This is a genomic window from Streptomyces sp. Ac-502, assembly GCF_045222935.1.
In the GTDB taxonomy this organism is placed as follows: Bacteria; Actinomycetota; Actinomycetes; order Streptomycetales; family Streptomycetaceae; genus Streptomyces; species Streptomyces monomycini.
Genome location: NZ_JBHFFO010000001.1, coordinates 6,050,268 through 6,064,829, shown reverse-complemented (window position 1 = coordinate 6,064,829; position 14,562 = coordinate 6,050,268). Strand labels below are relative to the sequence as shown.

Genomic DNA, 14,562 nt, shown 5'->3' with positions numbered 1-14,562 from the left:
CCCGATGAGTTCCTCCACCGTTACCGAAGGGTCCGCCCCGTCCGGTATGTCCCCCGTCCTCGCCGAGGTCGTGCGTTCGGGCTTCGTCGAGGGCCGGCACCGCGGCTCCCTGGTGGTCCTGGCGGCGGACGGCAGCGTGCAGAGCGCCCTCGGTGACGTCACCTCCCCGGTCTTCCCGCGCTCCGCCAACAAGCCGATGCAGGCCGCCGCCATCCTGCGGGCGGGCCTGGACCTGTCCGGCGAACGGCTGGCGCTGGCCGCCGCCAGCCACTCCGGCGAAAGCTTTCACCTCGACCTCGTCCAGAAGATGCTCAGCGAGCACGGACTGGCCCCCGAGCTGGTGCAGACCCCGCCCGACCTGCCGCTGGACCCGGCGGAGGCGGAGACGTACCTGGCGTCCGGGCGGGTGCGCGAGCCGCTGACCATGAACTGCTCCGGCAAGCACACCGCCATGCTGGCCGCCTGCGCCGCCAACGGCTGGCCGCTGGACTCCTACCTCCACCCGGACCACCCGCTCCAGCAGCTGGCCCTGGAGACGGTGCGCTCCGCCAGCGGCGAGCGCGTCGAGCACATCGGCACGGACGGCTGCGGCGCGCCGCTGATGGCGATATCGCTGACCGGTCTGGCCCGCTCGTTCCGGCACTTCGTGCTGGCCGACGCCGGTACGCCGGAGCGGCGCGTGGCCGACGCGATGCGCGCCCACCCGGAGTACGTGGCGGGCACCCGCCGCCCCGACACCTGGCTGATGCGGGCGCTGCCCGGCGTGCTGTCCAAGATGGGCGCGGAGGCCGTGCAGGCGGTGGCGCTGCCGGACGGACGGGCGCTGGCGTTCAAGGTCGACGACGGCGCGAGCCGCACGCTCGGCCCGGTGCTCGCCCGGGTGCTGCGCCTGATGGGCGTCGAGTCGCCGGTGCTGGAGCGCATCGCGGAGGCGCCGCTGCTGGGCGGCGCGGAGCGGGTCGGGGAGATACGCGCGGCGTTCTGAGGGGGCGGCGCAGGGCTTCCGGAGGGCGGCGCCGGGCGTTCTGAGGGGCGGCCGCCCGGCCTCCTGGCGACCGGCCTCCGGGCGCCCGGCTTCCCGATGCCCGGCCGCGGCCCGCGAAAATGCCGCGACGGCGGTACAGCACCGTGGCTACCGTACGGCCATGAGCATCGAGCTGCGCAAGGTCGGCGACGCGGACATACCCGACTGGATGCGGGGCCTGAGCGTGGGCTTCCTGCGGCCGCCCGAGGTGTCCAAGGAGGAAATCGAGTTCCGCCGCGGCAACTACCTCCCGGACCGCACCCAGGGCGCGTACGACAACGGCCGCTGGGTCGCCACGTTCCGCAGCTTCCCGCAGGAGCTGACCGTGCCCGGCGGCGCCCGGGTGTCCGCCGACGCCGTCACGTCCGTGACGGTCTCGCCCACCCACCGGCGGCGCGGGCTGCTCACCCGGATGATGACCGGCGACCTGCGGGCCGCCAAGGAGCGCGGTGACGCCCTCGCCACGCTGATCGCCGCGGAGTACCCGATCTACGGGCGGTACGGCTTCGGTCCCGCCGCCTGGAGCACCGAGTGGCAGATCGACGTGGCGCGGGCCGCGCTGGACCCGCGGCACGCGGGCCCGGACGACGGTGGCCGGGTCGACTTCGCCGACGCCGCCGAGGTCCGGGAGCTCGGCCCCGCGCTGCACGAACGGTTCCGCGCCAGGCAGCCCGGCGCGATCGACCTGCCCGCCGTCTGGTGGCAGGTCCAGACGGGCGCCGTCCCGCTGCCGCACGTCCCCGCGAGCCGGCGCTTCCACGCCGTCCACCGGTCCGCGTCCGGCGAGGTCGAGGGCCTGGTCACGTACCGGACGACCAACGTGTGGGAACACCAACAGCCGCAGAACACCCTCACCGTCGACCGCCTGACCGCGACCACCCCGGCCGCCGAGCGGGCCCTGTGGCTGTTCCTGTGCTCGATCGACTGGGTCCTGCACGTCAGGACCGGCCTCCGCCCGCCCGACGACCTGCTGCCGCACCACCTGGGCGACCCGCGCGCGGCGCGCGTCGTGCAGCACTCCGACTACCTGTGGATCCGGCCGCTGGACATTCCCCGGCTGCTGGAGGCGCGTACGTATCCGACGGCCGGCTCCCTCGTCCTGGAGATCCGGGACGAGGCGGAACTGGCCGACGGACGCTACCTCCTGGAGGCCGGGCCGGACGGCGCCACCTGTACGCGTACGGACCGCGGCGCGGACCTCACCCTGGACGTTGGCGCCTTCGCCTCGCTCTACCTGGGCGACGAGTCCGCGCTACGGCTGGCAGCGCTGGGCCGTGTCGACGAGGAACGGCCGGGCGCGCTGGCGACCGCCGACCTCCTGCTGCGCACGGCACGCCGGCCGTGGTGCCCGGACGAGTTCTGACGCGGACCGGGCAGGCCCCTGGCGCGCGCCGGGGCCGCCCGGCAGGTGTGCTGAATAGGGTGGCGGGGACAAGTAGAGGCCCGGGCGGGAGTTGCAGGACACCGCCGCACCACCAGAGCAGGAGGCCGGCGACCATGAGTGACGCGAACACGGAGCCCCAGAGTCCCGACACGACCGAGCACGCGCACGACCCCGAGGTGCTGCAGCTCGCGGCCAAGGTCTTCGACCTGGCACGGCACGGCGACACCGACACCCTCGCCGCGTACGTGGATGCCGGGGTGCCCGCCAACCTCACCAACGACAAGGGCGACACCCTGGTGATGCTCGCCGCCTATCACGGCCACGCCGACGCGGTGACGGCCCTGCTGGAGCGCGGCGCCGACCCGGACCGTCCCAACGACCGGGGCCAGACCCCGCTGGCCGGGGCCGTCTTCAAGGGCGAGGACGCGATCGTCCGCCTCCTGGTGGCGCACGGCGCCGACCCGGCCGCGGGCACCCCCTCCGCGGTGGAGACGGCCCGGATGTTCCAGAAGACGGACCTGCTCACGCTGTTCGGGGCGGAGTGACGCGGGGCGGCCGGTGAACGGACGGCCCCCGGGCGACGCGGGGGCCGCCGGACGGCCCGGGGCCGCCGGAGGGCCCGCGGCCGCCGGAAGGTCCGCGGCCGCCGGGCGCGATGGCGCGGGTGAGCCCAGGGCCAGGCATTGACATCAACTTTGGTTGAGGTTTTAGCGTCGGGTCCCGAAGCCGACCACCGGCTCCGCTCCACCGCCTTCAGGAGGCCCCGCCATGCCCGAGCGCCCCTTCACCCTGGCCGTCATCGTCGGCAGCACCCGCGAGGGCCGGTTCGCGCCCGTCGTCGCGAACTGGTTCACCGCACACGCCGGACGCCGCGACGACGTCGTGGCCGACGTGCTCGACCTCGCCGAGATCGACCCGTACGCCCTGCGGTACGGCAGCGAGGAGATGGCGTCCTACGCCAAGCGCGTCGGCGCCGCGGACGCCTTCGTCGTCATCACCCCCGAGTACAACCACTCCTTCCCCGCCCCGCTCAAGCACGCCGTCGACCTGCTGCGCCAGGAGTGGCAGGCCAAGCCGGTCGGCTTCGTCTCGTACGGCGGAATCTCCGGCGGCCTGCGCGCCGTCGAGCAACTCCGCCTGGTGTTCGCCGAGTTGCACGCGACCACGGTGCGCGAGACGGTCAGCTTCCCGATGGCCGGCAGCCTCTTCGACGACGACGGCAAGCTGCGCGAGCCCCTGGACGCCGACCAGGCCGCCACCGTGCTGCTGGACCAGCTCGCCTGGTGGGCCCAGGCCCTGCGGGAGGCCCGGGAGGCCCGTCCGTACGGAGGGTGAGCCCCGGCCCCGTACGGCGGACACGGCAGCCCCGCCCGGCCTTCGCGCACGACACGGCCCCGCACGGGGGTCGGGTCCGTGTCCCGCGCGACGGCCGGCGGGCTCCCGTCCCCGTACGGCCCGCCCGGCAGCCCCGCTGCCCAGCTCACCCCCGGCTCCTCACTCCCGGCCCCTCACTCCCGGTCCGGAATCCACGCGCCGTGGAACCCGACCGGCACCCGCACCGGCAGGTGCACCCGCGCGACCGGCTCCCCCGTGAAGTCCCGCGCGTCGAGGATGACGAGATCCGTGGCGTCGCGGTCCGGGTCGAAGACGTACGCCATCAGCCAGCCGTCGTCCTCGGCGGCGTCCGGACCGGCGGGCACGAACACGGCCTCCCCCACGCCGCCCTGGGGCGCGAAGCGGCGCACCTCGCTGGTGCCGCGCTCCAGGTCGTACTTGACCAGGCCCACCCCCACCCGCTCTATCCCCGGGAAGTGCGCCACCCGTACGTCCTCGGCTCCGGATTCCAGCACCGCGTACCCGTACCGGTGCGGCAGCGTGAGCCGCCGAGGGTCCACCCGCGGCAGCTCCACCGGCCGGTCGTCCACCCGCGCACGCCGTACCCGGCCCGCCCGGAGGTCCACCGTCCAGCGCTCCAGCGCGGGCGGCGACCCGTCGGGTCCCGTACGGCCCTTCGCGAACAGCCGGTCGTAGCGCACCAGATGGACGACGATCAGGCCGCTGCCGTCCTCCGCCTCGTACGCGTTCATCGGATGGAAGACGAAGCACGGGTCGATCTCCAGCCACCGCACGTCCGACGCCGTCCCCTCCCGCGGCAGCACACCCAGCCGGGCCGGGCGCCCCGGCTCCCACACGTACGGGAAGGACGGGCCGATTCCCACCCCGCCCGGGTTGAAGACCACCGGCAGGTCGTACAGCAGCACATGCCGCTCGGTCAGCGAGAAGTCGTGCATCATCGGCCGCCCGTCGACCGGGACGTCCACGCGCCGCCGGATCCGGCCGTCCGTCCCCGCGACCAGGTACTGCACGTACGGCCAGGCCCAGCAGTACGCCACGCAGTGCAGCTCGTCGGTGTCCGGGTCGACGGTGGTGTGCGCGGCGAGGCCGCCCGGCAGCGTGCCGGCGAAGTCGAAGGGGCCCACCGTCTCCAGGTCGCCGTCCAGCTCGTACGGCAGCGCGCCGCCCTCGACCAGCGCCAGGAGGCGTCCGGCGAAGCGCGTGACGTGGGTGTTCGGGGCGAAGTCCATGTCCAGGTGGCGCGGCCCGTGCAGGATCTTCTCGCCCAGCCGCAGCGCCATCGCGTCCGACCGCACCCAGCGGCTGCGGTACCACTCGGCCCGGCCGCCGCGCAGCCGCAGACCGTGCAGCATCCCGTCACCGCTGAACCAGTGGTACGCCGCCGGGTCGTCCACCCCCAGCGGATTGGGCCCGTTGCGCACATAGCGCCCGTCCAGCTCCTCCGGGATCCGGCCGGTCACGGCCATCTCGTACGCGGTGGTCTCCTCCCGCACCGGGGCGAACAGCCCCCGCATGTAAGGGTTTCCGGCACCCGCCATAGCCGCCCGCCTTCCCGGCCCCGCCCCGTGGTGACCCCCCGGTCACCACCTCCCGCGGTGGCACCCCGCCTCCACCCTCCAACCCCGGAACCGCCACGTCGAGACCGGCGGCAGCCCGACGGGCGCGCAGGACGCCACGCGCGCCCCCGGCAGGCGCACCGCCGCACGCCGCCGCGCCTGCCCTCCGTTCCCGGATTCGGGTAAGGTGACCAGCCCACACACAGTGGACGACCAAGGAGGTGAGACCCATTACCGCTGTTCAAGCCGGGTGCTCTCACCTCACGGCTGTACGGTCCCTCCGAGGCAGGTGACCGCGAGAGCGCCCTTCGGTATCCCGAAAGGCCCCAACGCGCATGTCACTCCCGCTGCCCGCCCCCGCCGCCGCCCCGGCCCCCGCCGGACTCGTCACCAGACTCCGCGCGGCCGGCTGCGTCTTCGCCGAGGACGAGGCCCAGCTCCTCCTCTCCACGGCCCGCACCCCGTCCGACCTCACCGCCATGACGGACCGCCGCGTCGCCGGCCATCCCCTGGAACAGGTCCTCGGCTGGGCCGAGTTCTGCGGCCTGCGGATCGCCGTCGACCCCGGTGTCTTCGTCCCCCGCCGCCGCACCGAATTCCTCGTCGCCCAGGCCGCAGCGCTCCTCCGGGCCCGCGGCACGGCCGGACCACGGCCCGTCGTCGTCGACCTGTGCTGCGGTACGGGCGCGGTCGGCGCGGCACTGGCCGCGGCCGCCGCCCTTTTTCCGGCCTCTCCCGCTCCCCCGTCCCCCACCCCTTCCTCTGCCCCGCCCTCGGCCCCTCCCCGCATCGACCTGCACGCCACCGACATCGAACCCGCCGCCGTACGGTGCGCCCGCCGCAACCTCCGCCCCACGAACGGCCAGGTGTACGAAGGCGACCTCTACGCCCCGCTGCCGCCCGCCCTGCGCGGCCGCGTCGACCTCCTCGTCGTCAACGCCCCCTACGTACCGACCGACGCGATCGGCCTGCTGCCCCCGGAAGCCCGCGACCACGAACCCCGCGTGGCGCTCGACGGCGGCGCGGACGGACTCGACGTACAGCGCCGGGTGGCGGCCGACGCGCTCCGCTGGCTCGCCCCCGGCGGCCATCTGCTGATCGAGACCAGCGGACGCCAGGCGCCGCACACCCTGGCGGCCTTCCGCCGCGGCGGCCTCGTCACCCGGCTGGCGACGGACGACGACCTCAGCGCGACCGTCGCCATCGGCACCAGCCCTTCGACCGGGACGCCGTGACGGCCTGAGACCGGCGCGGACCGTGCGGTCTCGTAGGGGTTGTGCGGGATCGTGCGGGCTCGTACGGACCGTGCGGGCTCGTATGGACCGTGCGGGCTCGTATGGACCGTGCGGGCAGCGCAGCCACCGTGGGCCCTACCTACCCCCGCCCCGCCCCCGCTCCCGCTCCCTCCGGAGCGTCTCCTCGGCGGTACGGGCCCGCGCCTCCGCTCCCGGCGGCGGTGCCAGCGTGATCCCGGCCTTCGTGAGCATGCTCAGATCCAGTTCCCACGCCACCCGGGACCGCCGCTCCCACACGTCGAACGCGTCCCTGACGTGCTGCCGGGCCGCGCCCCGGGTCATACCGGTGACCTGCACCAAATGGGCGAAGGCCTGCGCCTCCAGGCCGCGTACCAGCGCGAACCCGAAGTGGGTGACCGTATGGCAGTCGGTGCACAGGCAGATGAGCCGCTTGAGGGTCTGCACCCGGGCGGTGTCGTCGAAGGCCCACCGCTCGTGCGCCTCCAGCCACCGCCTGGCGTCCCGGTCCTCCGCGGCGCCGCATATCTCGCAGCGGCGCCCGGCCCGGCGGGTGATCGTACGGCGCAGCCGCTCCCAGTCCTTGGCGGCCACGCACGACCGTACGTTGGTGAACCAGCAACTGCGCGGCACCAGGTCGACGAAGAGACCGCTGCCGAGGCCGCGGTCCTCGCCGGGCAGCAGGTCGGGCACGTCCGGCGCCGCCGCCCAACGCCGCAGCTCCGTCATCCCCGCCCTGGGCGCGTACCACCGCTTGGCCGCCGGGTCCCAGCGCGCGCCGCCTTTCTTGGCCTCGTCCTTCTCCGCGAACGGCACGTCCAGCCAGACTCGTTCGTCAGCCATGGAACACCCCCTTGAACACCGGCCACTACGACCAACAGCATCCTGCCCGCGTTGTGAGCCGAACCACACCGCCGGACTGTCACGCTTCTCCGGCGCGACGTGTCTCCATGACATCCGAGGAGAGGAGCCGGACGCCATGCCCAGTGCCACGTCCCGTCCGCCGCCCGGTTCGTGGCGGACGGAGGCCTCGACCGGCTGGTCGCCTTCGCGATCCACGACGGACGATCACCGGCCTCTACGGCGTACGCGATCCGGACAAGCCGCACCACGCCGAAGCGGTGCGCACACTCGACGGAGGAGGACCCCAGCCATGGAAACCATGACCGTGGAACGCGTCATCGACGCCCCGATCGCGACGGTGTTCGCCTGGCTCACCACGACCACCCACTACACCCACTCCCCCTGGTGGTGCGCTGCCGCCTGACCCGGCACGGGGAGGGCGCGCCCTACGGCGTCGGCGCGGTCCGCAGCCACCTGTGGCTGATCGGCTGGTTCCGGGAGCGCATCACCCGCTACGACGCGCCGTACGCCATCGAGTACGTCGTCGAGCGCAGCCTGCCACCGTCCCGGCACGAACTCGGCCGCATGACGTTCACCGAGACCTCCGCCGGCACCCACGTCCGCTGGACCACCCGCGCCGAGATCCCCGTCCCCCTCCTCGGCGGCTTCCTCACCCGCCACGTGGCCCGCCCCATCATCACCCGCACCTTCGGCAACATCCTCGCCGCCGCAGACACGGCCCTGACCGGCGCCCGCCACTGACCGGCCGCAGGACGCCCGCGCACCACCGACGCACCGGGAAACCACTGGCCCGTACCGCCGCCCACATGATGACCTGGCACGGTGACCACGCTCAATGAGCTCTCAACCATGCGCCCGAAGACCCTCGCTTGGGTGACCCTGCACCTGGCACCCGGCGAACAGGTCGTCAGCGCCAAGCCCCTGCACGGCGGCATCACCGCCGAAATGCGGCAGCTGACCATCAGCACAGGAAACGGCGACACCCGCGACCTGGTGCTGCGCACCTTCGTCGACGCGGACCACGCCGAAGACTGGCTGCACAGGGAGTCCGGCGCCCTGACCCAGCTCACCGACACCGACGTCCCGGCCCCCGAACTCGTCGCGGTCGACCCGACCGCCGCGCACTGCGAGCATCCCTCCCTCCTCATGACCCACCTGCCGGGCGGCACAGTCCTCGACAACGACGGGCTGGAGACGCGCCTCCCCCAACTCGCCCGCCAACTCGTGGCGATCCACGGGCTGCGCCCCGCCGTGAGGCCCCGGGAGTACGTGGCGATGACGACGGCCGAAACCGTCGTGACCCCGACGGACGCCGACGCGACGGCATGGGCAGCCGCCATCAACGTGATCCGCAACCCCCCGCCGCCCCACGAAGGACGCTTCCTGCACCGCGACTTCCAGCCCGGCAACGTCCTGTTCGACACCCCATCCTCAAGCCCCGCAAGCGCCCGCCTCACCGGCGTCGTCGACTGGGCGGCCACCTCCTGGGGCCCGGCAGACCTCGACGTGGCGCACTGCTCCGTCGTCCTCGCACTGCTGCACGGACCGGCGTGGGGCCTGCGCTTCACCGACGCGTACGAGGAGGCGGGCGGCACACTGGCCGCGACCGCGAGCGAACGGCGGTACTGGCAGGTACGGGACGCGCTGGCATCCTCGGAAGAACTACCGGCAGTGTCCCGGCCCTGGCAGGAGGCCGGCCGGACAGACCTGACGCCACGGGTGTTGGAGGAGCGACTGGATGCCTATGTCACGGCCCTGATGGATGGGGCGGGGTGATGGGCGGGGCGGTCCGGGGCACCCGAGACGGGGTGAAACGTGTCCTGTCTCAATCGATCCGAGACAGTACTCCTAGGCTGAGCTGTGATGCCCCGCCCCGGGCGGGGGAACCTCTACATGCGTTCAGAATTGGGCTATCTCGCCCCGAAGCAGACGCCGCACAGGCCGAGATCGTCTTCCGCGTCGGACACATACGTGTTCAGACAGTCAACGCATTCAGCAAGGTCGTCAAAGGTCAGACCGCAGGAGAAGCAGAGCGAGCGCCGCTGCTCGGGGGCTTGGACGACTCGCGCCCCGCCGACCAACAACGCGTACTCGGCGCAGTTCGGGCAGGTCTGAAAGTTGCTGTCAAAGTTGACGTCATACGCTTCGACATAGTCGGTCAAAGCATCGTTTGGATCAGTCCATGTTGTGTGGCAGAAGCGGCACGACAGGGGATGCGCTCCCCCGACGACGAGGGCAGCCTCACCGCAGAAGCAGCACTCCAGGGTGCGATCCTTGCAGTCCTTGAGCTCGTCGGCCAGACGCTTGAGGCGGGCCTCGATGAAGGACTTGATGGTGCGCACCTTGTCGCCTACGCGGCCTAGCTCGGACACGACAGTGGCAGCTTCTTCGCCTGGAAGGGCTGGCAGGAGCTCCCCATGCACGAACGCGATGAGGAAGTCGAGCACTTGGGCCGCCCGAGTGTCGACGGCACGGGCGTTGGCCTTGAGCCCGTAGTGCTGAAGGGAGTTGCGCCACCGGGAGAGTATCGCCAGGCTCTTGGCATTCTTGTCTGCGACAACTACGCCAGCGATGTCCTTCAGGCGGACAATGGCTCCGGCGGTCGTGCAACTATCGAAGTCGCCGGCTTCGAACTTCGCGCGGGTGGCCTGGCCAGGGTCCTTGAAGACCAAACTCCAGTGTTCGAGTTGAAGGCGAGCCTTGAGCAGGACCTCTGCCGCGGCCTGGAGATGCAGGACCGCATATTTCAGGTCCCGGGGACGGGGTTGTTCCTCGGCGGTGAGGTGGTCCACGACACTGAGGAGGTAGTCGACACCGTTCTGTACCGGCGGGAAGTTCACCTCGTGAGACAGCGATTCGGCCGGGCCTGCTTCGACGCCCGAACGCGGCACTGGAGCGCCCTCGTCGGCCCCCGGGTTAACTATCAAGGTTGCATCCTTGCCGAGTGTCATGTCCCGATTGAGATGGGCAGAGTAGCGCTTGCGGTCCAGGGCGCAGCAGGAGCGACCGGCCGCCTGGGGCGAGCTGCCCACGGTGCGTCGCCGTCCATGAGACGGTGTGCGTTGCAGAGCAGACCGTTGTGGTGAATGGCCTCCTGGCGCCGGCCATCGTGTGGTGGTACTGCGTGCTCGTCGCCGCTGCCCGTCGACAGTGCCCCAGCGCGGGCCACCTCGCCGTCCCACATCGTCAAGAGCCTCACGGCCGCGCCAGCGACACAGCCGCTCCGGCTCGCGCCTTCCCGCCCAACCTGTTGCTCCGCTGTCGCGGCGGACGGCAAGCACGGTGAGGGTCAGGCCTGCGGTTGAACCGTCTTGAGCATCTGCAGGGCGACACGGATTTCTTCGACCGCACTGCCTGACGCATGGGGGCGGCGGGTCAACGCGCCGGCGAAGTTTCTTGTCTCTGTCGGTAGCAGTCCAGCGGAACCCATCTTGCGTCGGTCGCGAAGTTGTCTCCCGGTCCCGCCGGCCCCGTCCGCCGTACCGCCACGGCAGCCGGAACGGCCGCGAAGCCACTGCCATCACATCCGGCTCGGCATCCAGCCGCATCGGATTCCCCAGCTCTCCCCACGACTCGCCACCCACCAGCTCGGCGCAGGTCGCAGCCCGGTACCAGCCCGAGAAGTTGCGCCGTCCCCTGTACGACGGGAACGTACGCACCTGCCCGGCCGCCTCAGAGCGGACCGGCCACATCACCTCTGGCGGCCCATCAACCGGCGCAGCCGCCCCCGCCAACGCCACTTTTGCTAGCACCCGCTTGCAATAGTTAGCAGGATGGCGCACCATCGGGGCATGGCATCACTCAACGTCGGCAACCTCGGCGAGTTCCTGCGGGAGCAGCGGCGCAGCGCGCAGCTGAGTCTGCGGCAGCTGGCCGATGCCGCCGGGGTGTCCAACCCGTATCTCAGTCAGATCGAGCGCGGGCTGCGCAAGCCGAGCGCGGACATTCTGCAGCAGCTGGCCAAGGCGCTGCGGATCTCCGCCGAGACGCTGTACGTGCAGGCCGGGATCCTCGACGAGCGGAAGGTGGACGGGGTCGAGGTGCACACCGCGGTCCTCACCGACCCCGCGCTGACCGAGAAGCAGAAGCAGGTGCTGCTGCAGATCTACGAGTCCTTCCGCAAGGAGAACGGACACGGGAGCGGGCACGGCGAGAGCGGCGGCGCGACGGCGCACGAGCCCGCTCCGGACGCCCGAGAGGCCGACGGCGACCCGCACGCCACCTGAGCGACCGACCACCGATACCAGGAGGAACCACGCCATGGCCATCACCGACGACGTCCGCAAGGTGCTCACCGACCCGACTCCGCTGTACGCCTTCGCGGGCGGTGTGGACCTCGCCGCCGAGAAGGCCAAGGAGCTGCCGGCCCTGGTCGACAAGCTCCGCGAGGAAGCGCCCAAGCGCGTCGAGGCCCTCCGTAACACCGACCCGAAGACCGTGCAGGACCGCGTCACCAAGGAGGCCAAGGAGGCGCAGGACTGGATCACCCGGCAGCTGGGTCTGCTCGACGCCGACTTCAAGAAGCTGAGCCAGCAGACGCAGGACCTCGTGCTCCAGGGTGTCGGCCGGGCCGCCGAGGCCGCGGTCAAGGCCCGCGAGGGCTACGAGGGGCTGGCCGAGCGCGGTCGCGGCGCGGTGCAGAACTGGCGCAGCGAGACCGCCGAGGCGACCGAGGACCTCGCGGTCGCGATCGAGCCGGAGCCCCGTCAGGAGCCGAAGCAGGAGCCCGCGACGGCGACCGCGGAGACCGCGGAGGACGGTGTCGCGAGCGAGCCGGAGGCCAAGGGCGCCACGGCCAGGAAGGCTCCGGCCGCCAAGAAGACGACGGCGAAGAAGACCGCCGCGCCGGGCGAGAACGGCAAGTAGGCGATCCAGGACGGCGGGCCGGGCACGCCACGCGTGCCCGGCCCGTTCTCCGGGTACGGTGGGCCGACGGCGGACCAGAGTCGAACGGGTGGTGGCAGTGCTGATCTACGGGTTCCAGAACGTGCTGAGCTGGGTGCAGCTGGTACTGGCCGTGTACGCCGCCGCGATGCTCGTCGACGCGGCCGTACGGCGCGAGGACGCCTACCGGGCGGCCGACAAGCAGACCAAAGGCATGTGGCTGGTCTTCCTGGTGATCGCGACCGCGCTGCTGTTCCTGCTGCCGCTGATGTCGTTCCTGCCGATCATCGGCCTGATCGCCGTGATCGTCTACACCGTCGACGTACGGCCCGCGATCAAGGGGATCACCGGCGGCCGGGGACCGCGCCGCGGCGGGTCGAGTTCGGACGGGCCGTACGGGCCGTTCAACGGCGGGCGGTAGGGGCGTTCACCGGCAGGGGGCGAGGGCGTACGAGGGCGGGCGCGGTGGGCGCGTACGACCCGAGAGGCGCGTACGTCGCTCGCGTACGCCTCAGTTCTGTACGCGTCCCCGGTCCAGCAGGAGGACGGCCACGTCGTCCGTCAGTTCCCCGCCGTTGAGGTCCCGCACCTCCGTGACCGCCGCGTCGAGCAGTTCCTCGCCGCGTAGCCCGGCGGCCATCCGGCGCCCCACCAGCTCCGCCATGCCCTCCTGGCCGAGGCGCTGGTTGCCGTTGCCGACGCGGCCTTCGATCAGGCCGTCCGTGTACATCATCAGGCTCCAGGAGCCGCCCAGCGCGACCTGGCGGCGCGGCCAGCGGGCGCCCGGCAGCAGGCCCAGGGCCGGGCCGCCCTCCTCGTACGGGAGCAGCCGCGGCTTCCCGCCGGACCGGGCGAGCAGCGGTGCGGGGTGGCCGGCCAGGCACACCTGGGCGTGCCGGCCGTCCGGCGCGATGTCCACCAGGCACAGCGTCGCGAAGATCTCGTCGTCGGCGCGCTCGTGTTCCAGGACCTTCTGGAGGGTGGACAGCAGGGCGTCGCCGCACAGCCCGGCGAACGTCAACGCGCGCCAGGCGATGCGCAGTTCCACGCCGAGCGCGGCCTCGTCGGGGCCGTGGCCGCAGACGTCGCCGATCATCGCGTGCACGGTGCCGTCGGCCGTCCGTACGGTGTCGTAGAAGTCGCCGCCGAGCAGCGCGCGGCTGCGTCCGGGGCGGTAACGGGCCGCGAAGCGCAGGTCGGAGCCGTCCAGGAGCGGGGTGGGCAGCAGGCCGCGCTCCAGTCGGCGGTTCTCCTGGGCCAGCATCCGCGACTCGGTGAGCTGGCGCTGTGCGAGGTCGGCGCGTTTGCGCTCGACGGCGTACCGCACCGCCCGGCTGAGGACGGCGCCGTCGAGTTCGTCGTGGAAGAGGTAGTCCTGCGCGCCGACGCGGACGGCCTCGGCGGCCCGCTCGGCGTCGGCCTCGGAAGTCAGCGCGAGGACGGCGTGGGAGGGGGCCATCCGCAGCACCGCGCGCAGGGCGCCGAGCTCGTCGTGGCCGCCGTCCTCCTCCGGCGGGTGCCCGTCCCGGTCCGTGCGGTCGGTGCGGTCGATGCGGTCACTGACGCCCGCGGGTGTCAGGTCCAGCAGGATGCAGTGCACGTCGTCGGTGAGCAGCCGCTCCGCCTCGGTGAGGTTGCGGGCCGTACGGACGCGGGCCCTGCGCCCTTCCCCGTCCCGCATCTCGGGTATGGCGCTGCTGGGGTCGTCGCCTATGAGGAGCAGGGTCAGCCCGCCCTCGCCGGAGCGGGAGGGAGAGGAAGAGGGGGGCGGGGAGGGAGAGGGGGCGGGGGCAGACGTCCCGGAGAGGGGCGAGGGGCCTGTGGTGTCCGCCGACGGCCCGGGCCCGGGCCCGGGCGCCGCGCCGTCGCGCGCGCCGTCCGCCGGCGCTGCCTCCTGCGGCAGTACGGCCGTCCGCTGGCGCGGAATGGGTACGGACATGCTCTGCTTCCTTCCCTCCCCCGAGGGTGCGCAGTGGCCCGCCGAACCGCGCGCCACTGTGCCCGGTTCCGCCGCCGCCCAACGGTCGGTCCGGGCGGTGCGCCACCGGGCACCGAGAGGCGACCATAGCGGTAGCGCGGAGGCTTACGGAATGGCCGACGGCACCCGGCACTTGTCATATGCCGTGCCCCACACACCCGGTGACCTGGGCGGGGAGGGCCGCGGAATGACGAACATCACCTCTACGGCGTCAGGTTGGCCGGCAGCGCTCCGTGACGAAACGCACGTGCTCCTCACGCTGT

The 14,562-nt window shown here is 72.5% G+C and carries 14 protein-coding genes; 10 read left to right on the top strand and 4 right to left on the bottom strand.

Translation table 11 applies throughout. From position 1 onward, the window contains the following. The first annotated feature begins 4 nt into the window (after positions 1 to 4). The 4 genes from ACEXOX_RS27575 (at position 5) to ACEXOX_RS27560 (ending at position 3,743) form a co-directional block, all read left to right on the top strand. Positions 5 to 985: an asparaginase gene (locus ACEXOX_RS27575; RefSeq protein ID WP_406523870.1), complete on the top strand. Its 981-nt coding sequence runs from the start codon at positions 5 to 7 to the stop codon at positions 983 to 985. 160 nt (positions 986 to 1,145) lie between these two features. After that, on the top strand, positions 1,146 to 2,387 hold the full coding sequence (locus ACEXOX_RS27570; protein ID WP_406523869.1) for a GNAT family N-acetyltransferase: 1,242 nt from the start codon (positions 1,146 to 1,148) through the stop codon (positions 2,385 to 2,387). Between the two features lie 134 nt (positions 2,388 to 2,521). Beyond that, positions 2,522 to 2,953, top strand: a complete 432-nt coding sequence (locus ACEXOX_RS27565) for an ankyrin repeat domain-containing protein (protein WP_406523868.1) — start codon at positions 2,522 to 2,524, stop codon at positions 2,951 to 2,953. Between the two features lie 223 nt (positions 2,954 to 3,176). Continuing rightward, the gene (locus tag ACEXOX_RS27560) at positions 3,177 to 3,743 is read left to right on the top strand and encodes an NADPH-dependent FMN reductase (protein WP_406523867.1); all 567 of its coding nucleotides are present in this window, start codon (positions 3,177 to 3,179) and stop codon (positions 3,741 to 3,743) included. A 173-nt stretch (positions 3,744 to 3,916) separates the two neighbouring features. Here the strand turns inward: ACEXOX_RS27560 and ACEXOX_RS27555 are convergent, their stop codons facing one another. Then, positions 3,917 to 5,278, bottom strand: a complete 1,362-nt coding sequence (locus tag ACEXOX_RS27555; protein ID WP_406523866.1) for a carotenoid oxygenase family protein — start codon at positions 5,276 to 5,278, stop codon at positions 3,917 to 3,919. Between the two features lie 377 nt (positions 5,279 to 5,655). Between ACEXOX_RS27555 and ACEXOX_RS27550 the strand changes: the two genes are divergently transcribed. Continuing rightward, complete coding sequence (locus ACEXOX_RS27550; RefSeq protein ID WP_406523865.1) at positions 5,656 to 6,555, top strand: putative protein N(5)-glutamine methyltransferase; 900 nt, start codon at positions 5,656 to 5,658, stop codon at positions 6,553 to 6,555. A 135-nt stretch (positions 6,556 to 6,690) separates the two neighbouring features. Here the strand turns inward: ACEXOX_RS27550 and ACEXOX_RS27545 are convergent, their stop codons facing one another. Continuing rightward, positions 6,691 to 7,416, bottom strand: coding sequence for a DUF5710 domain-containing protein (locus tag ACEXOX_RS27545; protein ID WP_406523864.1), 726 nt, complete (start codon positions 7,414 to 7,416; stop codon positions 6,691 to 6,693). Between the two features lie 405 nt (positions 7,417 to 7,821). Here ACEXOX_RS27545 and ACEXOX_RS27540 point away from each other — a divergent pair, with 405 nt between their 5' ends. After that, complete coding sequence (locus ACEXOX_RS27540; RefSeq protein WP_406523863.1) at positions 7,822 to 8,178, top strand: SRPBCC family protein; 357 nt, start codon at positions 7,822 to 7,824, stop codon at positions 8,176 to 8,178. A gap of 108 nt (positions 8,179 to 8,286) precedes the next feature. Next, positions 8,287 to 9,213 carry a phosphotransferase family protein gene (locus tag ACEXOX_RS27535; RefSeq protein WP_406523862.1) on the top strand — a complete coding sequence of 309 codons (927 nt, stop codon included), beginning with the start codon at positions 8,287 to 8,289 and terminating at the stop codon, positions 9,211 to 9,213. Positions 9,214 to 9,347: 134 nt separating this feature from the next. Here the strand turns inward: ACEXOX_RS27535 and ACEXOX_RS27530 are convergent, their stop codons facing one another. Further along, on the bottom strand, positions 9,348 to 10,388 hold the full coding sequence (locus ACEXOX_RS27530) for a hypothetical protein (RefSeq protein WP_406523861.1): 1,041 nt from the start codon (positions 10,386 to 10,388) through the stop codon (positions 9,348 to 9,350). Positions 10,389 to 11,228: 840 nt separating this feature from the next. Here ACEXOX_RS27530 and ACEXOX_RS27525 point away from each other — a divergent pair. The 3 genes from ACEXOX_RS27525 (at position 11,229) to ACEXOX_RS27515 (ending at position 12,742) form a co-directional block, all read left to right on the top strand. Beyond that, positions 11,229 to 11,663, top strand: a complete 435-nt coding sequence (locus ACEXOX_RS27525) for a helix-turn-helix domain-containing protein (RefSeq protein ID WP_406523860.1) — start codon at positions 11,229 to 11,231, stop codon at positions 11,661 to 11,663. A 34-nt stretch (positions 11,664 to 11,697) separates the two neighbouring features. Then, complete coding sequence (locus ACEXOX_RS27520) at positions 11,698 to 12,303, top strand: hypothetical protein (RefSeq protein WP_406523859.1); 606 nt, start codon at positions 11,698 to 11,700, stop codon at positions 12,301 to 12,303. Positions 12,304 to 12,400: 97 nt separating this feature from the next. After that, positions 12,401 to 12,742 carry a DUF2516 family protein gene (locus tag ACEXOX_RS27515; RefSeq protein WP_030021070.1) on the top strand — a complete coding sequence of 114 codons (342 nt, stop codon included), beginning with the start codon at positions 12,401 to 12,403 and terminating at the stop codon, positions 12,740 to 12,742. A 90-nt stretch (positions 12,743 to 12,832) separates the two neighbouring features. On the opposite strand, the gene ACEXOX_RS27510 is transcribed toward ACEXOX_RS27515, so the two are convergent. Beyond that, positions 12,833 to 14,260: a PP2C family protein-serine/threonine phosphatase gene (locus tag ACEXOX_RS27510; protein ID WP_406523858.1), complete on the bottom strand. Its 1,428-nt coding sequence runs from the start codon at positions 14,258 to 14,260 to the stop codon at positions 12,833 to 12,835. Positions 14,261 to 14,562: the final 302 nt, after the last annotated feature.